The sequence below is a fragment of the Streptococcus sp. 959 genome (assembly GCF_013277075.1).
GTDB classification, from domain to species: domain Bacteria; phylum Bacillota; class Bacilli; order Lactobacillales; family Streptococcaceae; genus Streptococcus; species Streptococcus pseudopneumoniae_C.
The window spans coordinates 20,076-46,319 of the sequence record NZ_VMMF01000027.1 but is presented as its reverse complement, the minus strand read 5'-3'; the positions used below and the strand labels follow the sequence as shown (position 1 = coordinate 46,319).

Below are 26,244 nucleotides of genomic sequence, written 5' to 3'. Positions count from 1 at the left end.
AAAATTTAAGTAAAATTCTTATTCACTTTTTACTCGTTTGACATAGTTTTCAATTGGGTAGTTTAGAGGGTCCAAGGTCAACTCCTTGTCTTGGATAAGTTGGGCTAGATGGTAACCAATGATAGGACCAGTTGTGAGGCCTGATGAACCTAGTCCACTAGCAGCATAGACACCTGCCAATTCTGGCACCTGCCCAAAGAAAGGAGAGAAATCACTGGTGTAGGCACGGATTCCCACACGCTCAGCTCTGGAAGTCGCTTCTACCAAGCCTAGATAGTGAGGTAAGGCCGCATCCTCCATTTGCTGGAGCAAGGCTTCATCCACCGTCAAATCAAATCCCATATCATTTTCATGGGTAGCGCCTAAGGATAATTTCCCACCTGCAAAAGGAATCAAATCCCACTCCCCTTCTGGCATAACAACAGGATAGGATTCCATGTCTTGGGCAAGTTGATAGTCTCGGAGTTGTCCTTTTTGAGGACGAACATCCACTTTATATCCTAAGGGTTCTAATATGTGTCCCAACCAAGCTCCCGTCGCTAAAATAACCTGATCAAACACCTCTGTGCCAATCTGATGTCCTGATGCTAAAGGTGTCAGACTCACTTTTTCTTTGACCAGTTTGACTTGACTAGCTTCTAGCAAACGAGTCACTAAGAGTTGGCCATCCACTCTCGCTCCACCAGAAGCATAGAGCAAGCTGTCAAATCCCTGCAAATCAGGGAATAATTCATTAGCTGAGGCTTGGTCCAAAATAGCTAACTGACCTATCAAGGGAGATTCTTCCCTGCGCTGGAGGGCTAGTTGATAGAGTTCTTCCAACTTAGATTCATCCCTTTTCAGGAGAAAGACTCCCGAGCGCTGGTAAAAGTCGATTTCCTGACCAGACTTGTCTAAATCAGCTAACAAATCCACATAAAAGTCAGCACCCAAGCGTGCCATCTTGTACCATGCTTTATTGCGGCGTTTTGAAAACCAAGGACTGATAATGCCCGCCGCTGCCTTGGTAGCCTGCCCCTGTCCATGGTCAAAAACGGTCACCTTTAGGTCACTTTCTTTCGAGAGATAGTAGGCAGCTGTTGCTCCCACAATCCCTGCTCCGATAATAGCAACTTTTTTCATTGTCTTCACTTTCTAACTAGATATGGTGGAAAGGATTGGTTGATGCCTGACTAGGCAAGATATCAATATCCCAGCCTTTTTCTGCCTTCCATTGAGTAAGAAGTGCAGCGATTTTTTCCACAAAAAGCACTTCGATATAGTGACCTGGATCCAATGCCAGCAAGCCATCAGACAGCATATCTTGGGCAGTGTGATAGTAGATATCGCCAGTAATATAGACATCTGCTCCCTTAGCTAAAGCATCCTTATAGAAAGACTGGCCGCTACCACCACAGATAGCCACTCTTGAAATAGGCTTCTGCAAATCACTCTCTTGATAATGCACCATTCGAAGGCTATCTAGGCCAAAGACTTGCTTGACCTGGTAAGCCAATTCCCCAAATGTCTGAGGCTGAACATTCCCAATACGTCCAATTCCACGTTCAGGACCTGTCTCCTGCAGATAAGTCGTCTCCTCAATGCCTAGCATCTGGCAGAACCAGTCATTGAGGCCATTTTCAACGATGTCAATATTGGTATGGCTGACATAAACTGCGATATCATGCTTTATCAGATCAATGTAAATCTGATTTTGTGGACGGTTAGCAACCAAGTCCTTGATGGGACGGAAAATCGGCGCGTGCTTGACGATAATCAAATTCACACCCTTTTCAATGGCTTCAGCCACCGTTTCTTCACGAATATCTAGAGCAACCATGACTCTTTGGATATCCTTGTGCAAAGTGCCAATTTGCAGGCCACGACTGTCTCCTTCCATAGAAAATTCCTGAGGGCAAAAGGCTTCATACGCTTTAATCACTTCACTTGCTAGCATGGAGAACCTCCTTGATGGCTTGAATTTTATCTACTAAAACTTGACGTTCTTCCAAATTTTTTTCAGGGATTTGTCCGAGGGCAAACTCTAACTTAGCAGCCTCTTTTTGCCATTTTTGGACAAAGACTGGGCTGACTTCTTTGGACAAGAAAGGACCAAAGCGAACATCACTGGCTGATAGCTTCATTTGTCCCACTTCCACCACCAAAATCTCGTAAAACTTGCCAGCTTCTTCTAGAATACTTTCTGCCACAATCTGAAAACCATTGTCTTGCAACCAGATACGCAAGTCGTCTTCACGATTATTTGGCTGGAGAATCAGACGCCCTACATTGGCTAACTTGTACAAGCCTTCTTCTAATATCCTAGCAATCAAACGACCACCCATACCAGCAATGGTAATGACCGACACTTGATCTGTCTCTTCAAAGGCTGCCAAGCCATTGGCTAAACGAACCTGGATTTTCTCCTTTAGACCATGAGCCTCAACATTTTTGACCGCAGATTGGTAGGGACCTTCCACAACCTCCCCTGCAATAGCTCCTTCGATTTGGCCTCTCTCAACCAACTCAATTGGCAGATAAGCATGGTCACTTCCCACATCTAGTAAAATAGTTCCCTGTGGCACAAAGGAAGCCACCAATTCTAATCTCTTTGAAATCATCTTCTCTCACTTTCCAAAACTCTGTTACCTTTTATTATACCACATTCCGGCTGGCAATCTTGCACCTAAAAAAACCGCAATCCACAGATTGCAGTCTTTCTTTATTTTTTCGCTTGGTAACGACTGGTCAGGATGAAAATTACGGTAAAGACCAGCATCATGGCCCCATAGACCGGCAGTGTTTGTCCTGTTAATGTCGAAATTTCAAGCAGTTTTTGAATTCTTGGGAAGAAAGCTGTGGCTAAGAAACCTCCTACTGACCAAACAATCAAGAGGACACGCCATAGGGTAAATGGCATGCAGGCTCTAAATACGGATAAGAAACCGATAGACCCAAGTAGATAATAGAGGAGGGTAGATATTTCTATCTCAGACCAACCTTGACTACTTCCAAATAGTTTCACAAAGAGAACGCTGAAGACGACCATCAGTGCACTTGGTAGGGCACGAAGCATGGATCTTCTGAGGAAGTTTGGCTCAACAGGTTTGATATTTCGCTCAAAAGTCAGAACGAATGGTGGGAAACCTTCCACGAACTGGTCGATCATGGTAATTTGAATCGGAATGAAAGGGAAAATCAAGATCCATTCAGACCGTCCCAGAAGAGCACTGGCAATACAGATGACTGCGAGCAAGAAAGAATAGATGGTCTTTATCAAGAAAATCGGGGCGATATGGGCAATGTTATTGACCACCCGACGACCTTCAAAGAGAATCTCAGGAACATCATTAAAGTCAGAGTTCAAGAGAACCAGATTGGCAATCTGACGAGTCGCAGGATCTCCCTCAGCCATCACGATAGAACAATCCGCCTCACGAAGGGCCAAGATATCATTAACTCCGTCCCCTGTCATAGCTGTTGTATGACCCGCTTTTTTCAGCGTTTGGATAATGAGTTTCTTTTGATGAGGGGAAACACGTCCGAAAATAGCTGTCTCCTCAGCCATAGCAACCAATTCCTCATCCTCGATTTTCGAGCAATCTACATAGCTCTGGTAGTCCGCAAAACCAGCCTTCTGGGCAATGCTGGATACCGTAACTGGATTGTCACCAGAGATGATCTTGAGGCCTACTTCCTGAGAACGGAGATAGTCCAGCGTCTCTTCTGCTCCCTCTCGAATCGGGTCCAAGATTTCCAGCAAGGCTAGAGCCTGAATATCAGATGGTTTCTGTGGTTTGTGATGGTCCAGTTTTTCCTGACTGAAAGCCAAGACCAAGACACGTGAACCTCTCTCCAAGGCCTCTCTGGCTTCAGGGACTTCAGAATCCAGCAACATCTCAGGCGCCCCTAAGAAAACTGTTCCCAAATCTTCCAATTCCATTGCTCCCCACTTGCGGTCGCTAGAGAAGGGAAGATTGGCAATCATAGGATAAGTAACTTCTCCCACAAAACGCTTTCGAATAGCTTGGGCTGTTGGATTCTTATCCTCACTATGGGCCATATAGCTTGTCAGGATGCTGGCAATAGCCTCTTCACCGTAAGTTTCCGTCAGTGGAAGAACAGCCTCCACCTGCATCTTTCCTTGGGTGATGGTACCCGTCTTATCCAAACAGAGCATATCCACGCGCGCCAAGGTCTCAACAGAGTACATCTCCTGCACCAAAACCTTTTTCAATCCCAACTTAATCACCGCAGTCAAGAGCGACGTAATGGTCAAAAGGGCGATTCCCTTGGGCAACATTCCCAGTAGGGCTGTCGATGAATTTACAACGGACGACTTAAGAGGCAGGCCTTTTAAGATCAAGGCTTCTAGCAGGAGAGCTAGACCAAAGGGAATGATAATCTTCCCAGTAAAACCAGCTAGCTTGTCCAGCGATTTCATGATACGAGAGTTGATGGGTTTCACAGTCTTAGCCTCAAGCATAAGTTTGGCAGCATAGTTGTCTGCACCGACATGGTGAACTTGAGCTAAAACTGACCCACTGGCTAAAAAACTTCCTGACAAAAGCAAGGCGTCAACTTCCTTTTGCACCAAATCACTTTCCCCCGTTAACATGGCTTCATTGACTTCCGAAAAGCCTTCCAAAACCAAGGCATCACTGGGAATCTGCTCTCCAGCAGACAGACGAATCACATCTCCTAACACCAATTCTTCAGGATTCAGAGCCACTTCTTGGCCATCACGAATGGTTTTGACCTTTTCCTTGGTCATGAGATTGAGCTTATCCACCATGTGTTTGGCTCGCAGCTCGGTCACAATTCCAGAAAAAGCGTTAAAGCAGATAACAGCAAAGAAGACTAGATTGCTCCAAGCCTGCACAAAGGCGAGTGCCAAAGCAATGGCAAAATTCAAAGCGTTAAAAAGGGTAAAGACATTTCGTTTAACGATTTGCCAAGTACTGGTACTGGCTGATGCGGTAAAATCATTGACCAAGCCCTTAGCCTGTCTTTCCTTGACTTCTATTTGGGTTAATCCCATAATCTTATTTTTATCCATAAATTCTATCATATCATTTTTTCTAAAAGAATTCTAATCTCATCCTAAATATGCACCTAGTCAAGGGAAAAGTTTGCCAGCCCTCCTTTGATAAGGTATAATAATAACAAGAAAATAATCGAAGGAGATCGCATGTTTTATACTTATTTACGTGGATTGGTTGTCTTGCTCCTATGGTCCATCAATGGCAATGCCCACTATCATAACACTGATAAAATTCCTAATCAAGATGAAAATTATATTCTGGTTGCACCTCACCGCACCTGGTGGGACCCTGTTTACATGGCCTTTGCGACCAAGCCAAAACAATTTATCTTTATGGCCAAAAAAGAGCTCTTTACCAACCGTATCTTTGGTTGGTGGATTCGCATGTGTGGTGCCTTTCCTATCGACCGAGAAAATCCGAGCGCTTCAGCCATCAAATATCCTATCAATGTCCTCAAAAAAAGTGACCGCTCTCTCATCATGTTTCCAAGTGGAAGCCGTCACTCAAATGATGTCAAGGGTGGCGTAGCTCTGATTGCCAAAATGGCCAAGGTCCGTATCATGCCAGTTACCTACACAGGTCCCATGACTTTGAAGGGCTTAGTTAGCCGTGAACGTGTCGATATGAACTTTGGAAATCCAATCGATATTTCAGATATCAAGAAAATGAATGATGAAGGCATTGAAACAGTTGCCAATCGTATCCAAGCAGAATTTCAACGTCTGGACCAAGAAACCAAACAATGGCACAATGATAAAAAACCAAACCCACTCTGGTGGCTTATCCGTATCCCTGCCCTCATCCTTGCCATTATCCTCGCTATCCTAACCATCATCTTTAGCTTTATCGCAAGCTTCGTATGGAATCCAGATAAGAAGAGAGAAAAACTTGGTTAAATAAATACAACAATCCCTTGGCAAAATCCAAGGGATAAATCTTTTATTCGATTTTCCATTTTTGGGCCAACCAGCTGGAAAAAGCTAGGAATCGTTCAGCTACTTGTTCATGGTGTCCATAAGGATCAAAGACAAACTGGCCGTTCGGATAGCATTTCTGAAGACTGGTATGGATCTGCTCAGCATAGGCTGGTGCTTGAGCCAAGCGATTGCTATGATGAGCTCCTTCTGTTTGACCATTCTGTAAATACAGCAAACAGTCCAAATTTTTCACATTTTCTTCCTTGCAGTAAGTCACAAAATCAGGATACCAAAAGGAACCACAGATCGAAAAGACACAGGAAACCTTGTCAAAGCTGAAAAGACTATAGACTGCCGCCAAACCACCTAGTGAGTAGCCTCCATAAGCAAGGCGTGCTTCATCCAGTCGATAAAGCGACTGCAACTTGTCTAAAAGGCCTCCAAATAAATGATCATGATAGACGTTGGCCTGACCTCCAAAATCTGGAGCTCCCTCTCTCAGAGCCGATGTCGTCCAGGGAGTGTAGTCGGCTAAGCGATTTTTAGAGGTCAGTCCCACTAAAATCACAGATTCAGAAAGTGACGATAAGAAGTCCAAGTTTCCATCATTCAAGAGAATCGCTGGATAGGTTTGATTGGGATCATAGGTCGAAGGCAGGCTGACCTTGACTTGGATTCCTTCCCAATCAAACTCATTATTTATTGATAAAGTCATTGATTTTTTCAAGGGAATCAATCACTGCTGGACCATAATCCATCAACTCATCGTAAGAGATAGTCATTATTTTTTGATTCTTAATAGCAGGAACACCTTCCAAAACAGCATTTGCCTTCATCAACTCTACTGCGTTGGCATCCAATTTTTTATTGCGATCGCTGGTTACATAGATAATCAATTCAGGATCCATTGACACGAGATTTTCCAAGGTCAAGCCTGATGTCCCCGTAGCAACGTTTGTATAACCAAGTTGGTTCAGCAAACTTTCTTGCAAAGCAGACTTGTAAGCACCGAAAGTTTCATCATTATAAGCAACCATAATCAAAGCCTTTTTCTTTTCACCTTGGCTTGCTGGATTTGCTTTCTTAACAGCGTCAATTTTAGTTTGTAATTGGGCTGCGTATTCATTAGCCTTGTCCTGAACATTAAAAATCATTCCAAGATTTTTGACATCTTCTACGATATTCCCCAAATCTTGCTGAATTGTTGAGAGAGAAGCTTTTTGTGTATAAACTGGGATTTTATTCTCATTCCAAGTGCTAACTGCCCCCAAGGATTTTTCAGAAAACATCATATTTCGACCCATCACAGCGTCTGGCTCATAAGAAAGGACTGTCTCTTGTGAAACTGTTTTTTTATCCCCAATTTGAGGAATCGTCGCAATCGCGTCCTTGTATTTGTCCGTCACAGCATTGTCTGGATTGAGCATGCCAACAATTTTATCCTTCAACCCCAACTCCAATAAGATTTCAGTGGTTGAAAGATTGTTGGTGATAACTTTTTCAGGTGCCTTGTCAAAAACTTGTTCTACTTCATTTCCTTTAGCATCATAGGTCTTGACCGTTAACGGATAAGTCGTCTCTGTGCTGGCCTTTTGACTTGTTTCTGCGCTTGATTGTGTCGTAGCTTTTTCAGTGGTAGTGTTGCCACAAGCTGCCAAAGTTAAGGTAGCTACTGTTACGAGTAAAATGCTTAGTGTTTTTTTCATCTTGTTTTCCTTTTCATTCTTATAAATAGTGAATCATAGCTTGCTGATCCTCGGTCCAAGTCACCTGACTTTGAACTCCATATACAGTTTGCAATGACTCAGGGGTGATGATCTCCTTTGGAGTCCCTTGGTAAAGGATTTCCCCTTCTTTCATCAGATAGAGATAATCCGAATAGCGACAAGCAAGTTGAATATCATGCAGGACAGCTAGAATATTGATATTGAGATTTTTCACAATGGCTAACAAGTCTAGCTGATACTTGATATCCAAGTGATTGGTTGGTTCGTCAAGGAGCAAGAGAGTCGGTTCTTGCGCCAAGGCACGTGCTAACAAGACTCGCTGTTTCTCTCCCCCTGACAGGGACGAATAGAGACGAGTTTTCTTCTCGAGCATATCCACCTTAACGAGAGCATCTTGAACGAGCGCATAATCCCTTTCCCTTTCCTTTTGTAGAAAAGAGAGGTGGGGAGTTCTTCCCAGCAAGACAATTTCCTCAACTGTACAATCAAACTGCAGCTGGTTAAACTGGGTCACAACTGCCATTTGCTTGGCTGTTTCTTTGAGCGTCCATTGTTCCAGAGGCTTTCCATCTAGGCTTATCAAGCCTTTGTCCACCTTTTCCTGACGATAAAGGAGTTTAAGTAGACTGGTTTTTCCACTTCCATTTGGTCCTAGTATCGTGTGAAATTGATTCCCTTCAACCTTAAGAGAGACTCCTTTGAGGATTTTTTTCTCTCCTAGTCCAAAGTGGACATCCTGACAAATCAAGTCCATATCAGACCCTCACCTCCCTTCGCCTACCCCCAACAATGTAGATAAAGAAGGGAGCACCTACCAAGGCTGTGAAAATACCAATAGGAAGCTCTGCGTTTGGAATGATGATACGAGAGAGTACGTCTGCCCAAATGACAAAGAGGGCGCCTAGCAAGGTTGCAACAGGAAAAAGCCTCTTGTAATTCGTTCCTACTAACCCTCGAGCTAAATGTGGAGTAATCAGACCAACAAATCCAATAATCCCACAGGTTGCCACTAAAACAGCTGTCAGCACAGCTACCACGGTCACGTAAAGATACCAATAGAAGCATAAGGGAATTCCCAAAGTTAAAGCAGCCTCATCTCCCATCATCATCGCATTGAAAACACGATACTGGGTAGAGAAAAATAGAAAGGCTATTCCTACTACTATAGTTGGCAGGACCAAATCAGACCAGGTAGTCCCGGCAAGCGAGCCCATAGTCCAAAACTTAATGGTCATCACACTGTCCGCATTAGCGCCAACTGAGATAATAAAGTTGGAAAAAGCCAGAAAGAGAGCGTTGACCACCGTTCCTGATAAGATCAGACTGGAAGTCGTCATCTTTCCCTGCATAGAGGCAATGATGAGGACAGCAATTGTTGCCAAAATAGCTCCAAGAAAAGCTCCAAGGCTAATCATCACTTTTAAACCAAGAATGATGCTCAAGGTTGCCCCTAGAGTTGCACCCGCAGATATTCCTAAGACATAAGGCTCTGCTATGGGATTGTTCACTGTAGACTGCATCACGCTACCACACATAGAAAGGCCTGCTCCTACTATCAGACCCAGCAATACTCGGGGGAACCTCATATTCCATACAATGGCAAGAGTAGACTTGGAAACCTCTCCTATCTCAAGAGGAAATCCCAACCTGCTCAAAATAATCCGATAGGTATCTCCTAGATCAATCGCAACAGATCCCATTGAAACTGCTAGAAAGAGAGAAATCCCTAAAATACCTAGCAAAATAACTAAAAGTAACAAAAATTGCTGGTCTTGTCGGCTTCCATAAAATTTGGAAAGCATGCAAACCTCCTTTGATAGAATCTTAAAAATTTAGAAAATTCTCATGAAAAGTATACCATATTTTCAACAATGGAACAAGATGAGAACAAATGAATATAGTTGGTTTTATAGTGCTAGGAACCGTAAGTAAAGATAATACTTGAGTATATCGAGGTAAGGTGACAACGTAAAAAGCCCTCTGAAAATCAGAGAGCTGATTTGAGCTCGGGCTAAAATCCTAGTGAAACAAAAAAATCTACACGGTCAGAAAAGTCTCTATCGTGCCATTTTCATACATGATGTATAGTCCAAGTAGAATGAATACTAAGGGCACAATGATTCGCTCGTATTTTTCAATTGTCTCGAATATTAATGGAATAGAGGATAACACCCGACTAATCTCGCATAAGATAATTATGCCGATTACAAACACAAGCAAGGCCACGAGGGTCTGTGACCAATCTAACGAAGCAAAATAAGGTATATAGATACCTAAATTATCTCCGCCAGACGCAATTGTCAGCAATGTAACTGTCCAAAACAGTTGATTTGCCTTGCTTTGTTCTAATCTTTCAATAATTTCTTCCTCTTCTTCCTCACCTTCTCCAACAATTGCAAAGCGAATCCCTAAATAGATAGGGATTAAACCAAGCAATCCAACCATCCATTCTTCAGGCACGAAATTAACGACATAAGCAGCAACTAAACTCGCCCCTACAAGTAAGCCTGTGCCTAGATATTGCCCCGCATAAATATGCCATTTTTGTTTATTCTGTGATAGCTGTGCAAATAAAATAATTAAAATAATTAAATAATCGATACTGGTAGAAATATAAACACCAATAGCAGATATGATTGTCTGTCCCATAAAAACCTCCTGTATTAGTCAGTAATAAATCAGCAGATTTTAGGAGAGCACAGACACATTAATTTAGCTATCGCTAGTGGGTAATGCCGAACGTAGGAAAGCATTTTACTCCTCCTCAAAACGTAGTTACAAAGTAATTTCTAACTGAAATTCAATGACTACTTCCATGTAAAGTATAACATATTATACTTTACTTCGTAAAGTGTGGGCTCTCCGAGGGGGCTTGCAGACAGCTACTAGGCTTTTCAAGCCGAGTAGCTGCGCACCTTTATGGTGTAATTAGATGGTACCATTTGAGGTTTTTGTAGTCTCCAAAATTGTGACCGATAAAACCTGCTGCGTTTTAGACTCGTCCGTGAGGGAGTTTTTGTAGTCTCCAAAATTGTGACCGATAAAACATGGTAAAGCTAAAAAGTGGCAATTGTATGGTTTTTGTAGTCTCCAAAATTGTGACCGATAAAACTAGAGTGATGAGTTACGAGTGTTCGAATTGGTTTTTGTAGTCTCCAAAATTGTGACCGATAAAACCTCAATAAAAAAGTCCTCTGAAGTCCGAGAGCTGATTTGAGCCCGGGCTAAAATCCTAGTGAAAAAGATGAAACTCCTTATGTTCATCGAACACTGTGTCGTTTCCCTATTTTCATACAGATTTCTTGAGCCCTTAGCATCATGATTCTTGCTGGATAAACCGTTTATAGACTAGGAGATGAGGAGAAGATTGTACAAAATTTTTAGTGAAACAAAAAAATCTCCCCGAAGGGAGAATATCTGGTTTATTTTACCTTACAGTGCTAGGAACCGTAACCGAAGATTATACTTGAGTATATCGAGGTAAGGTAACAGAATAAAAAGCCCTCTGAGGTCAGAGAGCTGATTTGATCACGGGCTAAAATCCATACAAAAAAGCTACCCGATAGAGTAGCTTCATTATCAAGATTTGTTCAATTGAACACGGCCTAAGTACTTGGCAAAAAAGATAAAATTTCCTAGAAACTGAAGTTTCTTCGCCAATTTTCCTATTTTTGCTTTGTGCTTTTAACGGCCTTTGTTTCTTGAATTAGCGACGAAGTCCTAGAGAGTTGATCAACTCACGGTAACGGTTAACGTCGTTTTTACGCAAGTATGCAAGCAAGTTACGACGGCGACCGATTTTCTTCATCAATCCACGGTATGTAGCGTGGTCTTTTTTGTGTTGTTTGATGTGTTCGTTAAGGTGGTTGATTTCCCAAGTAAGGACAGCAACTTGAACCTCTACTGAACCTGTATCACCTTCGTGACGTGCATATTGCGCAATGATTTCATTTTTTTTCTCTTTTGAGATTGCCATGATGTTTCTCCTTTTTATTTGGCTTCATCCGAGTGACAGGTTGGCATGCCTGCAACCAAGAAGAAGTTATTTGTCTTTACGACAATCCTTATTCTACCAATAACTAACTTCTTTGTCAACAGATTTACTTTCTTTCTCTTTGCTTCACTAGCATCATTAAGAATGTCAACTTCTTCTAAAGATTACCATATCTGATTGCCAACAACTTTCCAACAAGGAAATTCAAAAAAATCTACAAAAATCTTGAAAATTTTCACAATCATGCTATAATAATCCATAGAGACAAGTCACTTAGTCCCTTTCTACTAGAGAGTGCGTGGTTGCTGGAAACGCATAGGAAGCCTAAACTGATACTACTCTTGAGTTTTTTATGAAAACATAAAACGGTGGCTACGTTAGAGCCAATCAGAGGTGTCCCTCTCTTTTGAGGTACATAAATGAAGGTGGAACCACGTTGCGACGTCCTTTCGAGGATGTCGCTTTTTGTTTTTCTAACTTTCACAATCCTCTGTCCCTGTTTTTAAAATAGGGTTCACACATTCGTCAATAATATAAGTAAGGAGAACATCATGATTAACATTACTTTCCCAGATGGCGCTGTTCGTGAATTCGAATCTGGCGTTACAACTTTTGAAATTGCCCAATCTATCAGCAATTCCCTAGCTAAAAAAGCCTTGGCTGGTAAATTCAACGGCAAACTCATCGACACTACTCGTGCTATCACTGAAGATGGAAGCATCGAAATCGTGACACCTGATCACGAAGATGCCCTTCCAATCTTGCGTCACTCAGCTGCCCACTTGTTCGCCCAAGCAGCTCGTCGCCTTTTCCCAGACATTCACTTGGGAGTTGGTCCAGCTATCGAAGACGGTTTCTACTACGATACTGATAACACAGCTGGTCAAATCTCCAACGAAGACCTTCCTCGTATCGAAGAAGAAATGCAAAAAATCGTCAAAGAAAACTTCCCATCAATCCGTGAAGAAGTGACGAAAGACGAGGCTCGTGAAATCTTCAAGAACGACCCTTACAAGTTGGAATTGATTGAAGAACATTCAGAAGACGAGGGTGGTTTGACTATCTATCGTCAGGGTGAATACGTGGACCTCTGCCGTGGACCTCACGTCCCATCAACAGGCCGTATCCAAATCTTCCACCTTCTCCATGTAGCAGGTGCTTACTGGCGTGGAAATAGCGACAATGCTATGATGCAACGTATCTACGGTACAGCTTGGTTTGATAAGAAAGACTTGAAAAACTACCTTCAAATGCGTGAAGAAGCTAAAGAACGTGACCACCGTAAACTTGGTAAAGAGCTTGACCTCTTTATGATTTCTCAAGAGGTTGGTCAAGGACTTCCATTCTGGTTGCCAAATGGTGCAACTATCCGTCGTGAATTGGAACGCTACATTGTCGACAAAGAGTTGGCTTCTGGCTACCAACACGTCTACACTCCACCACTTGCTTCTGTTGAGCTTTACAAGACTTCTGGTCACTGGGATCATTACCAAGAAGATATGTTCCCAACTATGGACATGGGTGATGGGGAAGAATTTGTCCTTCGTCCAATGAACTGCCCACACCACATCCAAGTCTTCAAACACCATGTTCACTCTTACCGCGAATTGCCAATCCGTATCGCTGAAATCGGTATGATGCACCGCTACGAAAAATCTGGTGCCCTGACTGGTCTTCAACGTGTACGTGAAATGTCTCTCAACGATGGTCACCTCTTTGTAACTCCTGAACAAATCCAAGAAGAATTCCAACGTGCCCTTCAGTTGATTATCGATGTTTATGAAGATTTCAACTTGACTGAATACCGCTTCCGCCTCTCTCTTCGTGACCCTCAAGATACTCATAAGTACTTTGATAACGATGAGATGTGGGAAAATGCTCAAACCATGCTTCGTGCAGCCCTTGATGAAATGGGCGTGGACTACTTTGAAGCCGAAGGTGAAGCAGCCTTCTACGGACCAAAATTGGATATTCAAGTTAAGACAGCCCTTGGAAAAGAAGAAACACTTTCAACTATCCAACTTGACTTCTTGCTTCCAGAACGTTTCGACCTCAAATACATCGGAGCTGATGGTGAAGAACACCGTCCAGTTATGATTCACCGTGGTGTTATTTCAACTATGGAACGCTTCACTGCTATCTTGATTGAGAACTACAAGGGTGCCTTCCCAACATGGCTTGCACCACACCAAGTAACCCTCATCCCAGTTTCTAACGAAAAACACGTGGACTACGCTTGGGAAGTAGCGAAGAAACTTCGTGACCGTGGTGTCCGTGCAGACGTGGATGAGCGCAATGAAAAAATGCAGTTCAAGATCCGTGCTTCACAAACCAGCAAGATTCCTTACCAATTGATTGTTGGAGACAAGGAAATGGAAGAGGGAACTGTTAACGTTCGTCGCTATGGCCAAAAAGAAACACAAACTGTCTCAGTTGATGACTTTGTTCAAGCTATCCTTGCTGATATCGCCAACAAATCACGCGTTGAGAAATAAGAGATAAAATCCTAGCTACCTAAAAAGCAACAACTATTTCAGCTGTTGCTTTTTATATTTTTACTCAATGAAAATCAAAAAGCAAACTAGGAAGCTAGCCGCAAGCTGTACTTGAGTACGGTAAGGCGACGCTGACGTGGTTTGAATTTGATTTTCGAAGAGTATTATTTAATCCGAGCTAGTAGTGATTGACCAAACCACCACACAAGATTTACTTTCATGAGTTAGATAAGGTCAATATCCTCAATCCTTGTCTGCTTCATTTTCTTTTACGAGATCTTTTTGTGAATCTTTTTCAGAGAGTTTTTGATCGATATACTTGTTAATGATTTCATAAAATTCCTTGGTCGTATCACTGTCTAATTTTGTCGAATTATGGACTTGATTGACTTTCAATTGAACAGATTGAATGCCGTAAGAGGCTTGTTTTTTGTGGAGAGTTTCTAATTCTTCTTCTGAAATTGGATCTCCAACAACCGTCAAGACTAGTTCATTGCTCCTTGACTTGTAGACTTGATTAATGACCGTATGATTGGCGAACTCTTTTCCTACAAATTGTTTGATCCCTTCTTTTCGTGCTTGATCCATCGTCAGAGTGACTGCTGAATAGCTGGCTGGAAGAACCAATAATACAATCAAGGAGATCAACCCAATTCTCATTTTAATGTTTAGCTCTTTAAATGAACTTAAGGGAGATTTTCTCATCATAATTCTTGTTCCAACAATGTTGATTAGCATGATAAAGACACAGTTGATCAAGAAAAGATAAAAAGCCCCAAATAAAAATCGTACATTTCCATTAGCTAAACCATATCCTGCAGTGCAGATAGGTGGCATCAGAGCTGTTGCAATGGCTACTCCTGGCACGATATTGTTTGCTTCTTTTTTCCTTGAACCAATGAAACCTGCTATCCCACCAGCAATAGCAATGAGCACATCCCAAATGGTTGGAGAGGTTCGTGCAATCAATTCGCTACTTTCATAGGATAAGGGAGAAATCCAGAAATACAGAGCCGAGACAAGCAAGCTGACCAATACTTGGGTAAATAAAACCTCTAGAGATTGCTTGATTAAACGCGTATCAAAAATAGCTAAACCAAATCCGAGTCCAACAATCGGTGTCATAAGAGGGGAAATCAGCATGGCTCCAATAATGACAGCTGTTGAATTCATATTTAGTCCGATAGAGGCAATAAAAATCGCACACATCAAAATCACTGTATCTCTTAATCGAACATGAAGATCATCATATAATTTCTCACGGTATTCACGTGTTGAATAGTTTCCGATCATTGGTTACTCCTTTTATTTCACATAATCTTGTTTCTGCATGGATGAGGGTAGAGAGACTTCTGTCCAATCTTATATATTTTTCTTCTCACCTGTTATTCTTTTGAAAATTATCCTTTAAGTATCCGTCAGTCCATCCTTAACATTATATCAAAAATTTTACAGTCTTTCTCTGACGAACTCTATTCCGTAACGGTCAATCAATTTAATCATGTACCTAATATTAGAATTGTTTATCCCAAATTTATTTGAAAGCTTCTCTAAGCTATATCCTTGTTTTCTAAGTTCATAGATCTGAACTTTATCATCATAAGTTAACTTCATGATAAAAACACCCCAAAAGTTAGATTTTTTGGCTAACTTTTGGGGTTCAGTTCAGAAGAACCTTGATACTATGCGTTTTATTCTTTATAATTTAGCTATTTCAAAATTACAAGTTCTCCATTCTTAATTTCCCAAACTTGGTCAAACTTACTTAATAATTCGTTTTGGCGATGTAAAGTAACAATGACGGCACTTGGTAGTTCCAGAACTCTTTCCAATTCCATTTTAAACTGATTAGTATCCAAGGCAGAGAAAGGTTCGTCTAGGATAAGCAATGGATTTTTACGATTTTTCTCACGATTTAAATACATTCGTTGTTGCTGACCACCTGACAGGGTTTGTGGTGGAATTTTTTCAAAATCTTCTTCTCTGAATTTTTCATTGAAACTATTGAATAGCGTTACATTATTTTCATAACTCGAAATAAATGTATGTTCTTGTTGCAGAATCATACCGAATCTTCCCCAAAGATGGTCCAAAACAAGCCCATCTAGCACAATTTGTCCTTCAAAATCTTCATCTGTTCCATTTAAAATGTTGAGAAGACTACTTTTTCCAGACCCATTCTTACCAATAAGCGCAATTTTATCCCCTTTTTGAATCGTAGCGGAAGTAATTATCAATTTTGATTCTCCCAGTTGTTTGGAAATGTTTTTCAAAGTAATCGTATCAAAAGAATGTTGAGGTGCTTGAACTGAAACGGATCTCCCAACAATGTTTTGAAAACTCTTGATTACAGGCTTTACGGACTCTAACATTTGTAAATCATAAAGGATTTCCTGTATTGGTTCAGAAAAAGCATTAATATATCCGAAACTCGCCACCACCTCAGGAATACCGAGTTGCTGGTGAGATAGAGAGTAGGCTAAATAAATAAACAGAACAAGACTAATGAATTCAAAAGAAACACCTGTCAATAAGATGCCTGTAATTTTTGTCAAACCATACTTAAAATACTTATCCTGCAAATTCTTTAGAGAGCTCTTTTGTTGATTCAAAAAATGCGACATAGTTAGTTTATTTACCAAATGATGTCCCATGAGCAAATCCTCCAAAGTTCGATAGTAATCTCCTTGTTTTTTCAAGTAAACCTGTCTACGATTAGCGGTCAACTTCCCAACGATTTTAGGAATTTGAATACTAATTCCAGTGGAAAAGATTAAAATCAGTGATACAATAGGATTAATTGTTCTGCTAATAATGAAAGCGTAAATGATGATACGTAAAATTTGTTTGATAAAACTCATCAATGGAGGAAGGTAATCCTTTTCCAACGAATCTAGGTCATTAGATTGATAGGAAATATACTCTGCTACTGTTTTCTGCTTGAAATCGTGGTGACTGAGTCCCAGAAGTGAACGAAACCACTCATTTTTCAAAGTAGTCGAAAAGATAATCCCCTGCTTCCAATCAAGTATCATTTGGATATAGTTACAACTCAAATAGCCTGCCACTGACATAGAGTAACCATATAGAGCTACTTGATAATCCCCTTTGATTAATGCCTGCGTGAAATACGGTAACAAAGCTGTGCAGATATTCGATACTACACCAAAAAGAAAATTAAAGAAGAGATACCATTTAATAGTTTTAAGATATGGTAGCATATACAATACTCCTTGCTAATGCGTTTTTTTACATATCGCAGAACAATCTCTACTATTCCCTATTTCAGATAGTGCGATACTCGGACATTGAGTGCAATAATTGTAAATCACACAAGTACTGCAGTTTTTACTATCATTCAAAATATAATTTGCTATTTTGTAAAATATAGGTCTATCCCATGTTTCTTTGATAGATGTAAAATGAATATTTCCAATACTTCTATTGAAAGTAAGCTTTTTCAGCTTTTTCTAACGATTTAGGCTATTTCGTGACACACCCACAATCCGTGAAAATTCTGGTTATATCAGATTATGTGATTTTCGTAAGAATTTTATATTGTCTCCAATCATGGCAGTCTCCTTTTACTTGATAAAACTATTATAACATTTAGAAATTAAAAACTGGTTCAAAATCAATAGAATGTGTGTATTCGATACATTCAATAAATTCTTGGAAACAATTCCACACCAGTTACACAAATCTATATACACCTATCTCATTCAAAATAAAAAGAAAGCTGCAGTTCTTTTAATCCTGTATCAACGATTCATTCTGAAATCGAATAGGAAACATTTCCCAAGTCTACAATTCACTTCATCTCAAATTAATTTTTGTAATTCACCCTTAGTTTATAGATTTTATACTCAACAAAAGTATAAAGCATACAAAACTTCACTTTGAACCAGTATTTATACTATATTCCGTATTAAAAATTCTATTATTGGTTTTGTAAAAAACAGTCTTCAAATATCCTGAAATATAGCAAAAAGAGATTGGGTAAAAACTCATTGCCTCTTCTCACTCAAGGACTAAGTTCACTTGAGCAAACTGAATCCGCACTATCGTTCCTTTTCCAACCTCAGACTCGATACGAATCTGGTGACCTAGTTCTTCAGAAATTTTCTTAGATAGGTAGAGGCCAAGACCAGATGACTGCTGGGTTAGGCGCCCATTGTAACCTGAAAATCCGCGTTCAAAGACTCGGAGGACATCACTGTTTTTTATCCCAATTCCTGTGTCCTTGATACAAAGCTCTTGCCCCTCCATATAAATCTCCAGACCACCTTCCTTGGTGTACTTGAGACTATTTGAGATAATTTGTTCAATGACCACTAGCAGCCACTTTTTATCCGTCACGATTTCTTTATCAAGGTCATGTAGGTTGACATTTAAGCCTTTTTGAATAAAGAAAAGAGCATATTTACGAATTATTTCCTTGACCAAGTCCTCAATTTGAACCTGCTTTAAGACCAAATCATCATGGAAACTTTCTAAACGCAGGTACTGTAAAACTAGATTGGTATAGGAGTCAATCTTGAAAATTTCCTGTTCTAATTGCTGCTTCAGTTGGCGGTCGGCTACTTCTGCAACTAAGAGTTGACTAGCTGCAATGGGGGTCTTAATCTGATGGACCCACAAGGTATAGTAATCCAGCAAATCCGTCAGTTTTCTTTCTGCGTCAGACCTCTGCTGATAGAGTTCCATCTCCCGCGCTTCTAATTTTTCAGCCAAAACTCTTTCCAATGGAGATTTGGCTTCCCTCTCCCCATAGAGAAGTTCCTGGCGATAGACCTGCATTTCCATCAGTATGTCCCAAGTGAAAAATAAGATGGTTACAAAGCAACACAAGAGGAAAAAGTAGAGAAAGTAAATTCCCAAACTGGCAAATAAAAACTGAAAGAGCAAAACCAGAAATGCCAAAGCAAGCAGATAGACAAACAGACGACTACGGGAACGCAGATAGGCTAGAAAAAATTGTTTCCAATCAAGCATGCTTCAGTCCGTACCCTATCCCTTTCTTGGTCTCGATAAATCCTACCAAGCCCTGCTCTTCCAACTTTTTACGCAATCGAGCCACATTGACAGAGAGCGTATTATCATCAATGAAAAAGTCACTGTTCCAAAGTTCCCGCATCAGGTCGTCACGCGCTACAATATTGCCCGCATGCTCAAATAAAACGCGTAAAATCTGGAATTCGTTCTTGGTCAAATTCAAGACTTGGCCTTGATAATGTACATCCATAGATTTGGTATTGAGGATAACACCAGCATATTCCAGTAAACTCTCGTCACGCCCGAACTCATAGGAACGACGCAGCAAGCCCTGAACCTTGGCTAAAAGAACCTGCTGGTCAAAAGGTTTGGTCACAAAGTCATCCGCGCCCATATTGATTGCCATGACAATATCCATAGCCTGGTCTCTCGAAGACAGAAACATTATAGGCACCTTGGAAATCTTGCGAATTTCCTGACACCAGTGATAACCATTAAACAAGGGCAGCCCAATATCCATGAGGACCAGATGAGGTTCCGATTGGACAAATAGACTCAAAACTTCCATAAAGTCTTCTACCAGAACCACTTCAAATCCCCATTCAGAGAGCATTTTTCCGACCTGTTGACGAATGACCTGATCATCTTCTACTAGTAAAATCTTGTGCATCTGATTCTCCTTTGCTAATTTTAGGAGTCTTAAATCCTTTAGTATAAATAGAGGGCTTAGTATCTAATACTTTTTTGACATTTCCTTGTCACAACAGCTCAAAAACAGATAGTGAATAACCCCATTAATATCATACCTTATTTTCAGACATAGTGCCAGCACTACCCTTTTATTTTTAATTTTTTCAACCTTCATTTCAGTTCTTTTATCCATCCCCTTAACCAAAATTTATATCTATTCTTCCAAACCTTGAGTGTAGTTAAAACGACACTCTATACTCTTCTAACATTGAAAAGCTCCTTATCGAGTGGTATCCGTAAAAAGTTCTAGCTTTCAGATTGACAATCTGAAAAAGATTTGTTAAGATATGAATGAACAATATTTAATATTCATTCAGAAAAGAGGTGAATCAAATTGGACAAAAAACAGGCTTTGAAATCCGCAGCTTATGAAGTTTTTTCAAAAAAAGGATACAAGGCGACAGGAATTTCAGAAATTGCTAGACAAGCTCATATGGCAGTCGGATCTTTTTATAACTATTACGAAAGTAAAGAAGCTATTTTTTTAGATATCTATATTGATGAAAACAACCGTGTTCGCCAAACTATGATCGAAGAACTGGATTGGGAAATTGATATGATTGATCTTATTAGTCAACTCTTTGCTCAATCCAGAGCACTCGTTTCCTCCAATAAAATCCTTGCAGAATGGTACAATCCTGCCATAGCAGATGAGTTGCATAGCTACTATTCCTCAGAAGAAGGGAAAGTCACGAATCCATTTCATCAATTTCTCGTGAAAACCTTTACTCATCGTTTGCAGGCTGAAGGCCATTCTCCAGAAAAAATTCAAGATATTTTACAAGTTTACAACCTATTTTACTACATGGATATGCATATCACAGAAAATGATTTTCCAGATATTAGCAAAACTGTAGAAATACTAGCAACCAACTTCATTAAAGGAATACTGAAATAAAGAAATCTTTTCTTTATTTTTTGGAAATTATTGAATGAAAAAAAATATTATTCATTCATAGAAAATTACTACACTATAGGAGTTAAAAATGAAACGAGGGAAAAAAATGTTCATAATTATTCTAACTACACTTGGAGTGCTCGGCTTTATATCTTGGGGAATCATTACCTATCTTGGACGAAGTCAAACTTTATCGATAAAATCCATTGAAAATCCCAGCGGAGATTTGTATTTAGTTCACATCACAAAACCAAAAAATCAAATATGGAAAGCTGGCTCCTATGCTCAGTTTAAGCTTCCTGACAGCTCGTTTGGTCCAGACAAAAGTCCAGTAAAGGAGGATCAGGCTAGCCGATGGCTAACCCTTGCTTCCACTCCTGATGAGGATGAAATTCTTATTGTAACCCATAATAGTGGTAGCGTGTTTAAGGAAACCTTAACACATTTACCAGCTGGTAGTAAAATTGAGATGAGTTGGCTGGAGTCATCTTTATCTGTTAAAGACAATGACCAAGCACTGGTTTGTTTTGCCTCTGATGTCGGTATTTCTACTCTACGTCCAGTTGTGAAAGAGTGGGCTGGTAAGCGCTCCATCATTCTTAATCATTTAGACAAAGGAGTAAACATTTTTGATAATGAGTTAAGAGAGCTTAGTAAGAATAATCCGAATCTAACTTATAAAACTAGCGAAACCTTTTCTCAAAGCCAAGCATTTTTAAAAAATGCGGTTGTGAAATACGGTAACCAAGCTATTTATCTCTTAACCGGCCAACCTGATGATATAAATGAGATGAAGAATTTCTTAAAAGAGAATGGGATTGACGCCAAACAGATACAAACAAGTATGTTTAGAGGTTTGAAATAAAAGCAAACTGTCTTCTATGTGTCTGAATCATACCATTATAGGTTAGTATGTAGAGAGCTCGTACAAACCAACTAGTAAATTATATGTGATTGTGATAAGATAAATAAAAAGAAAGGAGTTCTTATGACCAATATTTTTGACTACCTGAAAGATGTCGCACACGATTCCTTTTACGACCTTCCTTTAAATGAATTAGACATTCTAGCCTTAACAGAAATCACCTACCTCTCCTTTGATAATCTGGTCTCCACAGCTCCTCAGCGACTTTTAGACCTGGCACCTCAGGTTCCAAGAGAATCTAACATGTTGACCAGCAAAAATCGCCTCCAGCTATTAGATGAACTAGCTCAACACAAACGCTTCAAAAATTGCAAACTCTCCCATTTTATCAATGACATCGACCCTGAATTGCAAAAACAGTTTGCGGCTATGACCTACCGCCTCACTCTCGATACCTATCTGATTGTCTTTCGTGGGATAGATGACAGTATCATTGGCTGGAAGGAAGATTTCCACCTGACCTATATGAAGGAAATTCCTGCTCAAAAGCACGCCCTTCGCTATTTAAAGAACTTTCTTGTCCAACATCCTAAGCAAAAGGTCATTCTGGCTGGGCATTCCAAGGGAGGAAATCTAGCTATCTATGCTGCTAGTCAAATTGAGAAAAGCTTGCAAGATCAGATCACAGCAGTTTATACATTTGATGCACCTGGTCTCCACAAAGAACTGACACAAACTGAGGGCTATAAAAGGATAATGGATAGAACCAAGGTCTTCATTCCACAAGGTTCCATTATCGGTAGGATGTTGGAAATTCCTGCCCACCAAATCATCGTTCATAGCACTGCCTTGGGTGGCATCGCCCAGCACGATACCTTTAGCTGGCAAATTGATGACAAGCAATTCGTTCAACTGGATAAGACCAATAGGGATAGTCAACAAGTAGACACAACCTTCAAAGAATGGGTAGCGACAGTCCCTGACGAAGAACTCCAGCTCTACTTCGACCTCTTCTTTGGCACCATTCTAGCTGCTGGAATTAGCTCCATCAATGACCTGTCTTCCTTCAAGGCTATTGAACACATTCATCATCTCTTTGTCCAAGCTCAATCTCTCACTCCAGAAGAAAGGGAAACCATGGGACGCCTTACCCAATTATTGATTGATACCCGTTACCAAGCATGGAAGAATAGATAATACCTTTCAAAAATCAAATATATATAAAACAAAAGACCTAGAATACAGACTTTCATGTGCATTCTAAGTCTTTTTAAATAGAATCTGACTACCAAAGAATCCCTTTGTAGGCTATCAAAATGAGGGCTAATAGCAGGACATAAAAGGCAAGGAAAAGCCATTTCATTTTGACACAGAGGGCCACGTACTCCCGAATAAAAGCAGATGGTATGTAGTAGCCTGCCGTCCTACATCCGAGCCCATCTCCCTTCATATTTAGCTTACGAGCATAGGTACTTGTACGAAAGACATGATAGTCATTAGTAACAAAGAGGAAACAAGGACTTTCAACCAATTGTTCTCCCACTTCTTTTGAAAACAATAAATTCTCATAGGTCGTTCTGGACTTGTCTTCAAGAAGAATGGATTCCATACTGACATCTGTCTCTTCTAAGATATAATTACAAATAGCCTGCGCTTCAGAAATCTTCTCATCTTCTCCTTGACCTCCGCTTGCAATCAGTTTAACATTGGGATTAGGAGAAGCCCTGAAGGCCTCGATTGCCTTATCAATCCGACGCTTGAGTAAGGGTGTCACTCTTTCTCCGTCTAACAAGCCAGCTCCATGAATAATGATAAAGTCATAGCTTTTCTTTTTAGGAATAAACAGGTACAGGATAGAATAAAGCATAAATCCTGCAAAAGCAAAACCGAAAAGAAAATAAGAATAAGTCGTAAATAGAAATAGGAGATTCAGAAAGTGATTTGTAGAAAATATCTCATTCCTATCCCACAATCTAAATGACATGATTCCAAAAAATATCAGGATAACAAAACCAAGTAACATAGAAAGATAATTAGCTTTTGAATGTCCTTCTCGTTTCAGTAGGATGACTCCATTATAGATTAAAAAGAACCCACTTAGAAAAAGCAAAAAAGGAAGGAAGACAAAGGTAAATACCAAAAAGAATAAGTGAACCTTTTCATATCCATTCTGATAAAAAAAATGGGCCACCGATAAATAGATTGAGATGAGAGACAATAAAAATAAGGCTGGATTCCAAAGACTTCTGTTATCTTTCCAAAATGAAAAGACAAATGCGGCTACAATAATTCCTGTAAAAAGATACATCATTTCCTCCTTTTGTAAATAGATTTTATCATAATTATCCAAAGAGAAAAAGAGGGCATCTATCCCTCTCAATCCTTCATCTGACTCTCTGCATCGACCACGACTTGTTCTAAACTGGTCTGACCAAGTTCAGCCTCCATAGCCAGCTGGATTCTCTCCAATTTTTGATCCAAAACCTCATGAATATGAGCTCCGACTGGGCAATTTGGATTTGGATTGTCATGGAAACTGAAGAGTTGGCCTGTCTTACCAAGACACTCAACCGCCTGATAAACATCTAAAAGACTAATATCTTTGAGATCTTTGACAATCTCTGTCCCCCCTGTTCCACGCGCTACTGAAATCAGCTCTGCCTTCTTCAACTGGGACAAGGTTTTTCTGATAATGACAGGGTTAACCCCGACACTAGCAGCCAGAAAATCACTGGTCACCTTGCTTTCCTTCCCCTTGAGGGCAATGATTATCAGCATATGAGTCGCAATGGTAAATCTACTTGGAATTTGCATGCTCTTCTCCTTTTTACGAGGCTGCCCTGCCTCTACTCTTCTTTTTCTATTATTATACCCTTTTTGGTTGTAATGTCAATCGTTACCACTTTTTAACCAGACATCTAATTCACTATCATAGCCCTCTTTCTGTGCCAATTCTCTCAGAAATTCCTGATTGTGGGTATGGTGGATCCCATTGACCAGACTTTCATAGTAAACCTCAAAATAGGGAAGTTTCAGGTCTTTAGCCAGCTGCAATTCAGCTGCCACATCGTAGTCTACCCGTCGGAAGTTCATATCTACCAAGCCCTTGTCATCAAACTCCAAAATCATATACTGAGCTCGCAAGTCCTTCCGTAACTGGGCATCTAGAAAGAAAGGTTGCCCAATCGAACCCGGATTGACAATCAATTGCCCACCAGTCCCGTAACGAAGCAACTGCTGGTGAATATGGCCATAAACAGCAATATCACAAGGAGGATTGGTCACCAAGCGGTCAAAATCCTCTTGCGCTCCAGTATGAATCAACTCTCGCCCCCAGTTCTTATCAGGCAAATGATGACTAATTCCCACCGTCAAATCCCCAAACTGACGATGGATCTGGAGAGGTTGATTGTGGAGCAATTCAATTTCTTCTAGGGAAATTTCCTCTAAAACATACTGGCACTGGCGCAAGAGATAGCGTTGACTGGGCCGAGTACTATCCAATTCCTTACGGACACCATGCCACAGACTGTCTTCCCAGTTTCCCAAAACTCTAGCCGTAATCGGTAGTTGATCCAACAAGTCCAAAATCCTTCTACGACCTGTCCCTGGCATGAGAATATCTCCCAGAAGCCAGTATTCATCCACTCCTAGCTGCCGAGCATCTGCCAAAACAGCCTCTAAAGCAGTGGTATTCCCATGAATATCTGAAAGAAGAGCTATCTTTGTCATATCCATCTCCTCATTTTTTCTCTTGCAATAAGTATAACATAAAAAGTCACAGCTAGAGAAATCTAGCTTTTTTTGATATACTAGATAAAGACATTAGACAAGAGGAAGCGAATGACCCCGAATAAAGAAGACTATCTAAAATGTATTTATGAAATTGGCATAGACCTGCATAAAATCACCAACAAGGAAATTGCGGCCCGCATGCAAGTCTCTCCCCCTGCCGTAACTGAAATGATTAAACGGATGAAAAGTGAAAATCTCATCCTCAAGGACAAGGAATGTGGCTATCTACTGACTGACCTTGGACTCAAACTGGTCTCAGAGCTCTACCGTAAGCATCGCTTGATTGAAGTTTTTCTAGTCCATCATTTAGACTATACAAGTGACCAGATTCACGAGGAAGCTGAGGTCCTGGAGCATACTGTCTCTGACCTGTTCGTGGAAAGACTGGATAAACTACTAGGATTTCCCAAGACCTGCCCCCACGGAGGTACTATTCCTGCCAAGGGAGAACTCCTAGTCGAAATCAATAACCTGCCACTAGCTGACATCAAGGAAGCTGGCGCCTACCGCCTGACTCGGGTGCATGATAGTTTTGACATTCTCAGTTATCTGGACAAGCACTCACTTTGCATCGGTGATTCGCTCCAAGTCAAGCAGTTTGATGGCTTCAGCAACACCTTCACTATCCTTAGTAAAGACGAGGATTTACAAGTAAATATGGACATTGCCAAACAACTCTATGTCGAGAAAATCAACTAATTTCTCAAGTCCCCTACCAACCCTGAAAATCAAATTTTCAGGGTTTTATTTCTATCATTTGATTTTACTCTCATTTAGTTGTAGA

The 26,244-nt window shown here is 40.5% G+C and carries 23 protein-coding genes, 2 pseudogenes and 1 CRISPR repeat array; of the genes and pseudogenes, 7 read left to right on the top strand and 18 right to left on the bottom strand.

Translation table 11 applies throughout. The features are described 5' to 3' along the window. Nucleotides 1-18 precede the first annotated feature (18 nt). From HT717_RS08380 to HT717_RS08365, 4 genes are all read right to left on the bottom strand, one after another. Nucleotides 19-1,122 carry an FAD-dependent oxidoreductase gene (locus tag HT717_RS08380; protein ID WP_173304995.1) on the bottom strand — a complete coding sequence of 368 codons (1,104 nt, stop codon included), beginning with the start codon at nucleotides 1,120-1,122 and terminating at the stop codon, nucleotides 19-21. A gap of 16 nt (nucleotides 1,123-1,138) precedes the next feature. Next, nucleotides 1,139-1,936 carry a Nif3-like dinuclear metal center hexameric protein gene (locus HT717_RS08375; RefSeq protein ID WP_061759453.1) on the bottom strand — a complete coding sequence of 266 codons (798 nt, stop codon included), beginning with the start codon at nucleotides 1,934-1,936 and terminating at the stop codon, nucleotides 1,139-1,141. Further along, the gene (locus HT717_RS08370) at nucleotides 1,923-2,600 is read right to left on the bottom strand and encodes a tRNA (adenine(22)-N(1))-methyltransferase TrmK (protein ID WP_061759452.1); all 678 of its coding nucleotides are present in this window, start codon (nucleotides 2,598-2,600) and stop codon (nucleotides 1,923-1,925) included. The genes HT717_RS08375 and HT717_RS08370 overlap by 14 nt, the downstream gene beginning before the upstream one ends. A gap of 101 nt (nucleotides 2,601-2,701) precedes the next feature. Continuing rightward, nucleotides 2,702-5,038 carry a cation-translocating P-type ATPase gene (locus HT717_RS08365; protein WP_173304993.1) on the bottom strand — a complete coding sequence of 779 codons (2,337 nt, stop codon included), beginning with the start codon at nucleotides 5,036-5,038 and terminating at the stop codon, nucleotides 2,702-2,704. A 132-nt stretch (nucleotides 5,039-5,170) separates the two neighbouring features. Here HT717_RS08365 and HT717_RS08360 point away from each other — a divergent pair, with 132 nt between their 5' ends. Next, nucleotides 5,171-5,920: a 1-acyl-sn-glycerol-3-phosphate acyltransferase gene (locus HT717_RS08360; RefSeq protein ID WP_000500202.1), complete on the top strand. Its 750-nt coding sequence runs from the start codon at nucleotides 5,171-5,173 to the stop codon at nucleotides 5,918-5,920. Nucleotides 5,921-5,963: 43 nt separating this feature from the next. Here the strand turns inward: HT717_RS08360 and HT717_RS08355 are convergent, their stop codons facing one another. The 6 genes from HT717_RS08355 to rpsO form a co-directional block, all read right to left on the bottom strand. Then, the gene (locus HT717_RS08355; protein ID WP_000175775.1) at nucleotides 5,964-6,656 is read right to left on the bottom strand and encodes an alpha/beta hydrolase-fold protein; all 693 of its coding nucleotides are present in this window, start codon (nucleotides 6,654-6,656) and stop codon (nucleotides 5,964-5,966) included. Beyond that, a complete protein-coding gene (locus HT717_RS08350; protein WP_000753244.1) occupies nucleotides 6,637-7,647 on the bottom strand; it encodes an ABC transporter substrate-binding protein in 1,011 nt (336 codons plus the stop codon). The genes HT717_RS08355 and HT717_RS08350 overlap by 20 nt, the downstream gene beginning before the upstream one ends. Before the next feature lie 19 nt (nucleotides 7,648-7,666). Continuing rightward, nucleotides 7,667-8,422: an ABC transporter ATP-binding protein gene (locus HT717_RS08345; protein ID WP_000364128.1), complete on the bottom strand. Its 756-nt coding sequence runs from the start codon at nucleotides 8,420-8,422 to the stop codon at nucleotides 7,667-7,669. Between the two features lies 1 nt (nucleotide 8,423). After that, nucleotides 8,424-9,470 (bottom strand): iron ABC transporter permease, encoded by a 1,047-nt coding sequence (locus HT717_RS08340; protein WP_173304991.1) that lies wholly within the window; start codon nucleotides 9,468-9,470, stop codon nucleotides 8,424-8,426. 235 nt (nucleotides 9,471-9,705) lie between these two features. Then, nucleotides 9,706-10,317: a CadD family cadmium resistance transporter gene (locus tag HT717_RS08335; RefSeq protein WP_125431279.1), complete on the bottom strand. Its 612-nt coding sequence runs from the start codon at nucleotides 10,315-10,317 to the stop codon at nucleotides 9,706-9,708. Nucleotides 10,318-10,614: 297 nt separating this feature from the next. Then, a CRISPR array of direct repeats spans nucleotides 10,615-10,847; the repeat unit is 36 nt; unit sequence GGTTTTTGTAGTCTCCAAAATTGTGACCGATAAAAC. A 527-nt stretch (nucleotides 10,848-11,374) separates the two neighbouring features. Further along, the gene (gene rpsO / locus HT717_RS08330) at nucleotides 11,375-11,644 is read right to left on the bottom strand and encodes a 30S ribosomal protein S15 (protein WP_001018251.1); all 270 of its coding nucleotides are present in this window, start codon (nucleotides 11,642-11,644) and stop codon (nucleotides 11,375-11,377) included. 320 nt (nucleotides 11,645-11,964) lie between these two features. On the opposite strand from rpsO, the pseudogene HT717_RS10105 reads away from it, so the two are divergent. Both HT717_RS10105 and thrS read left to right on the top strand, forming a co-directional pair. Further along, nucleotides 11,965-12,173, top strand: a pseudogene (locus HT717_RS10105) (hypothetical protein). 40 nt (nucleotides 12,174-12,213) lie between these two features. Beyond that, on the top strand, nucleotides 12,214-14,157 hold the full coding sequence (gene thrS / locus HT717_RS08325; protein WP_173304989.1) for a threonine--tRNA ligase: 1,944 nt from the start codon (nucleotides 12,214-12,216) through the stop codon (nucleotides 14,155-14,157). Nucleotides 14,158-14,400: 243 nt separating this feature from the next. Here thrS and HT717_RS08320 read toward each other — a convergent pair whose 3' ends face one another. From HT717_RS08320 to HT717_RS08300, 5 genes and pseudogenes are all read right to left on the bottom strand, one after another. After that, nucleotides 14,401-15,450, bottom strand: coding sequence for a DUF389 domain-containing protein (locus HT717_RS08320; RefSeq protein ID WP_173304987.1), 1,050 nt, complete (start codon nucleotides 15,448-15,450; stop codon nucleotides 14,401-14,403). Nucleotides 15,451-15,615: 165 nt separating this feature from the next. Beyond that, a pseudogene (locus HT717_RS08315) lies at nucleotides 15,616-15,771 on the bottom strand (transposase); the annotation flags it as partial. Between the two features lie 95 nt (nucleotides 15,772-15,866). Then, entirely contained in the window at nucleotides 15,867-17,378 is a 1,512-nt protein-coding gene (locus tag HT717_RS08310) for an ABC transporter ATP-binding protein (RefSeq protein WP_173304983.1), read from the bottom strand. 799 nt (nucleotides 17,379-18,177) lie between these two features. After that, nucleotides 18,178-19,152 (bottom strand): HAMP domain-containing histidine kinase, encoded by a 975-nt coding sequence (locus tag HT717_RS08305; RefSeq protein ID WP_173304981.1) that lies wholly within the window; start codon nucleotides 19,150-19,152, stop codon nucleotides 18,178-18,180. After that, complete coding sequence (locus HT717_RS08300) at nucleotides 19,145-19,822, bottom strand: response regulator transcription factor (RefSeq protein ID WP_000548993.1); 678 nt, start codon at nucleotides 19,820-19,822, stop codon at nucleotides 19,145-19,147. The genes HT717_RS08305 and HT717_RS08300 overlap by 8 nt, the downstream gene beginning before the upstream one ends. Nucleotides 19,823-20,230: 408 nt before the next feature. Between HT717_RS08300 and HT717_RS08295 the strand changes: the two genes are divergently transcribed. From HT717_RS08295 to HT717_RS08285, 3 genes are all read left to right on the top strand, one after another. Further along, on the top strand, nucleotides 20,231-20,800 hold the full coding sequence (locus tag HT717_RS08295; protein WP_101776789.1) for a TetR/AcrR family transcriptional regulator: 570 nt from the start codon (nucleotides 20,231-20,233) through the stop codon (nucleotides 20,798-20,800). An 88-nt stretch (nucleotides 20,801-20,888) separates the two neighbouring features. Continuing rightward, on the top strand, nucleotides 20,889-21,665 hold the full coding sequence (locus tag HT717_RS08290; RefSeq protein WP_173304979.1) for a ferredoxin reductase: 777 nt from the start codon (nucleotides 20,889-20,891) through the stop codon (nucleotides 21,663-21,665). Between the two features lie 123 nt (nucleotides 21,666-21,788). Next, a complete protein-coding gene (locus tag HT717_RS08285; RefSeq protein WP_173304977.1) occupies nucleotides 21,789-22,862 on the top strand; it encodes a DUF2974 domain-containing protein in 1,074 nt (357 codons plus the stop codon). An 88-nt stretch (nucleotides 22,863-22,950) separates the two neighbouring features. On the opposite strand, the gene HT717_RS08280 is transcribed toward HT717_RS08285, so the two are convergent. From HT717_RS08280 to HT717_RS08270, 3 genes are all read right to left on the bottom strand, one after another. After that, complete coding sequence (locus HT717_RS08280) at nucleotides 22,951-23,973, bottom strand: YdcF family protein (RefSeq protein ID WP_173304975.1); 1,023 nt, start codon at nucleotides 23,971-23,973, stop codon at nucleotides 22,951-22,953. Nucleotides 23,974-24,041: 68 nt separating this feature from the next. Then, nucleotides 24,042-24,479, bottom strand: a complete 438-nt coding sequence (locus tag HT717_RS08275; protein WP_153226360.1) for an Rrf2 family transcriptional regulator — start codon at nucleotides 24,477-24,479, stop codon at nucleotides 24,042-24,044. Between the two features lie 75 nt (nucleotides 24,480-24,554). Continuing rightward, a complete protein-coding gene (locus HT717_RS08270; RefSeq protein ID WP_173304973.1) occupies nucleotides 24,555-25,397 on the bottom strand; it encodes a metallophosphoesterase family protein in 843 nt (280 codons plus the stop codon). Nucleotides 25,398-25,508: 111 nt separating this feature from the next. Between HT717_RS08270 and HT717_RS08265 the strand changes: the two genes are divergently transcribed. Next, nucleotides 25,509-26,159, top strand: coding sequence for a metal-dependent transcriptional regulator (locus tag HT717_RS08265; protein WP_173304971.1), 651 nt, complete (start codon nucleotides 25,509-25,511; stop codon nucleotides 26,157-26,159). Nucleotides 26,160-26,244: the final 85 nt, after the last annotated feature.

Excerpts from the sequence above, each read along its gene's own strand:
- HT717_RS08380 (WP_173304995.1), bottom strand. The coding sequence starts at position 1,122 with ATGAAAAAAGTTGCTATTATCGGAGCAGGGATTGTGGGAGCAACAGCT.
- HT717_RS08375 (WP_061759453.1), bottom strand. The coding sequence starts at position 1,936 with ATGCTAGCAAGTGAAGTGATTAAAGCGTATGAAGCCTTTTGCCCTCAG.
- HT717_RS08370 (WP_061759452.1), bottom strand. The coding sequence starts at position 2,600 with ATGATTTCAAAGAGATTAGAATTGGTGGCTTCCTTTGTGCCACAGGGA.
- HT717_RS08365 (WP_173304993.1), bottom strand. The coding sequence starts at position 5,038 with ATGGATAAAAATAAGATTATGGGATTAACCCAAATAGAAGTCAAGGAA.
- HT717_RS08360 (WP_000500202.1), top strand. The coding sequence starts at position 5,171 with ATGTTTTATACTTATTTACGTGGATTGGTTGTCTTGCTCCTATGGTCC.
- HT717_RS08355 (WP_000175775.1), bottom strand. The coding sequence starts at position 6,656 with ATGACTTTATCAATAAATAATGAGTTTGATTGGGAAGGAATCCAAGTC.
- HT717_RS08350 (WP_000753244.1), bottom strand. The coding sequence starts at position 7,647 with ATGAAAAAAACACTAAGCATTTTACTCGTAACAGTAGCTACCTTAACT.
- HT717_RS08345 (WP_000364128.1), bottom strand. The coding sequence starts at position 8,422 with ATGGACTTGATTTGTCAGGATGTCCACTTTGGACTAGGAGAGAAAAAA.
- HT717_RS08340 (WP_173304991.1), bottom strand. The coding sequence starts at position 9,470 with ATGCTTTCCAAATTTTATGGAAGCCGACAAGACCAGCAATTTTTGTTA.
- HT717_RS08335 (WP_125431279.1), bottom strand. The coding sequence starts at position 10,317 with ATGGGACAGACAATCATATCTGCTATTGGTGTTTATATTTCTACCAGT.
- rpsO (WP_001018251.1), bottom strand. The coding sequence starts at position 11,644 with ATGGCAATCTCAAAAGAGAAAAAAAATGAAATCATTGCGCAATATGCA.
- thrS (WP_173304989.1), top strand. The coding sequence starts at position 12,214 with ATGATTAACATTACTTTCCCAGATGGCGCTGTTCGTGAATTCGAATCT.
- HT717_RS08320 (WP_173304987.1), bottom strand. The coding sequence starts at position 15,450 with ATGATCGGAAACTATTCAACACGTGAATACCGTGAGAAATTATATGAT.
- HT717_RS08310 (WP_173304983.1), bottom strand. The coding sequence starts at position 17,378 with ATGCTACCATATCTTAAAACTATTAAATGGTATCTCTTCTTTAATTTT.
- HT717_RS08305 (WP_173304981.1), bottom strand. The coding sequence starts at position 19,152 with ATGCTTGATTGGAAACAATTTTTTCTAGCCTATCTGCGTTCCCGTAGT.
- HT717_RS08300 (WP_000548993.1), bottom strand. The coding sequence starts at position 19,822 with ATGCACAAGATTTTACTAGTAGAAGATGATCAGGTCATTCGTCAACAG.
- HT717_RS08290 (WP_173304979.1), top strand. The coding sequence starts at position 20,889 with ATGAAACGAGGGAAAAAAATGTTCATAATTATTCTAACTACACTTGGA.
- HT717_RS08285 (WP_173304977.1), top strand. The coding sequence starts at position 21,789 with ATGACCAATATTTTTGACTACCTGAAAGATGTCGCACACGATTCCTTT.
- HT717_RS08280 (WP_173304975.1), bottom strand. The coding sequence starts at position 23,973 with ATGTATCTTTTTACAGGAATTATTGTAGCCGCATTTGTCTTTTCATTT.
- HT717_RS08275 (WP_153226360.1), bottom strand. The coding sequence starts at position 24,479 with ATGCAAATTCCAAGTAGATTTACCATTGCGACTCATATGCTGATAATC.
- HT717_RS08270 (WP_173304973.1), bottom strand. The coding sequence starts at position 25,397 with ATGACAAAGATAGCTCTTCTTTCAGATATTCATGGGAATACCACTGCT.
- HT717_RS08265 (WP_173304971.1), top strand. The coding sequence starts at position 25,509 with ATGACCCCGAATAAAGAAGACTATCTAAAATGTATTTATGAAATTGGC.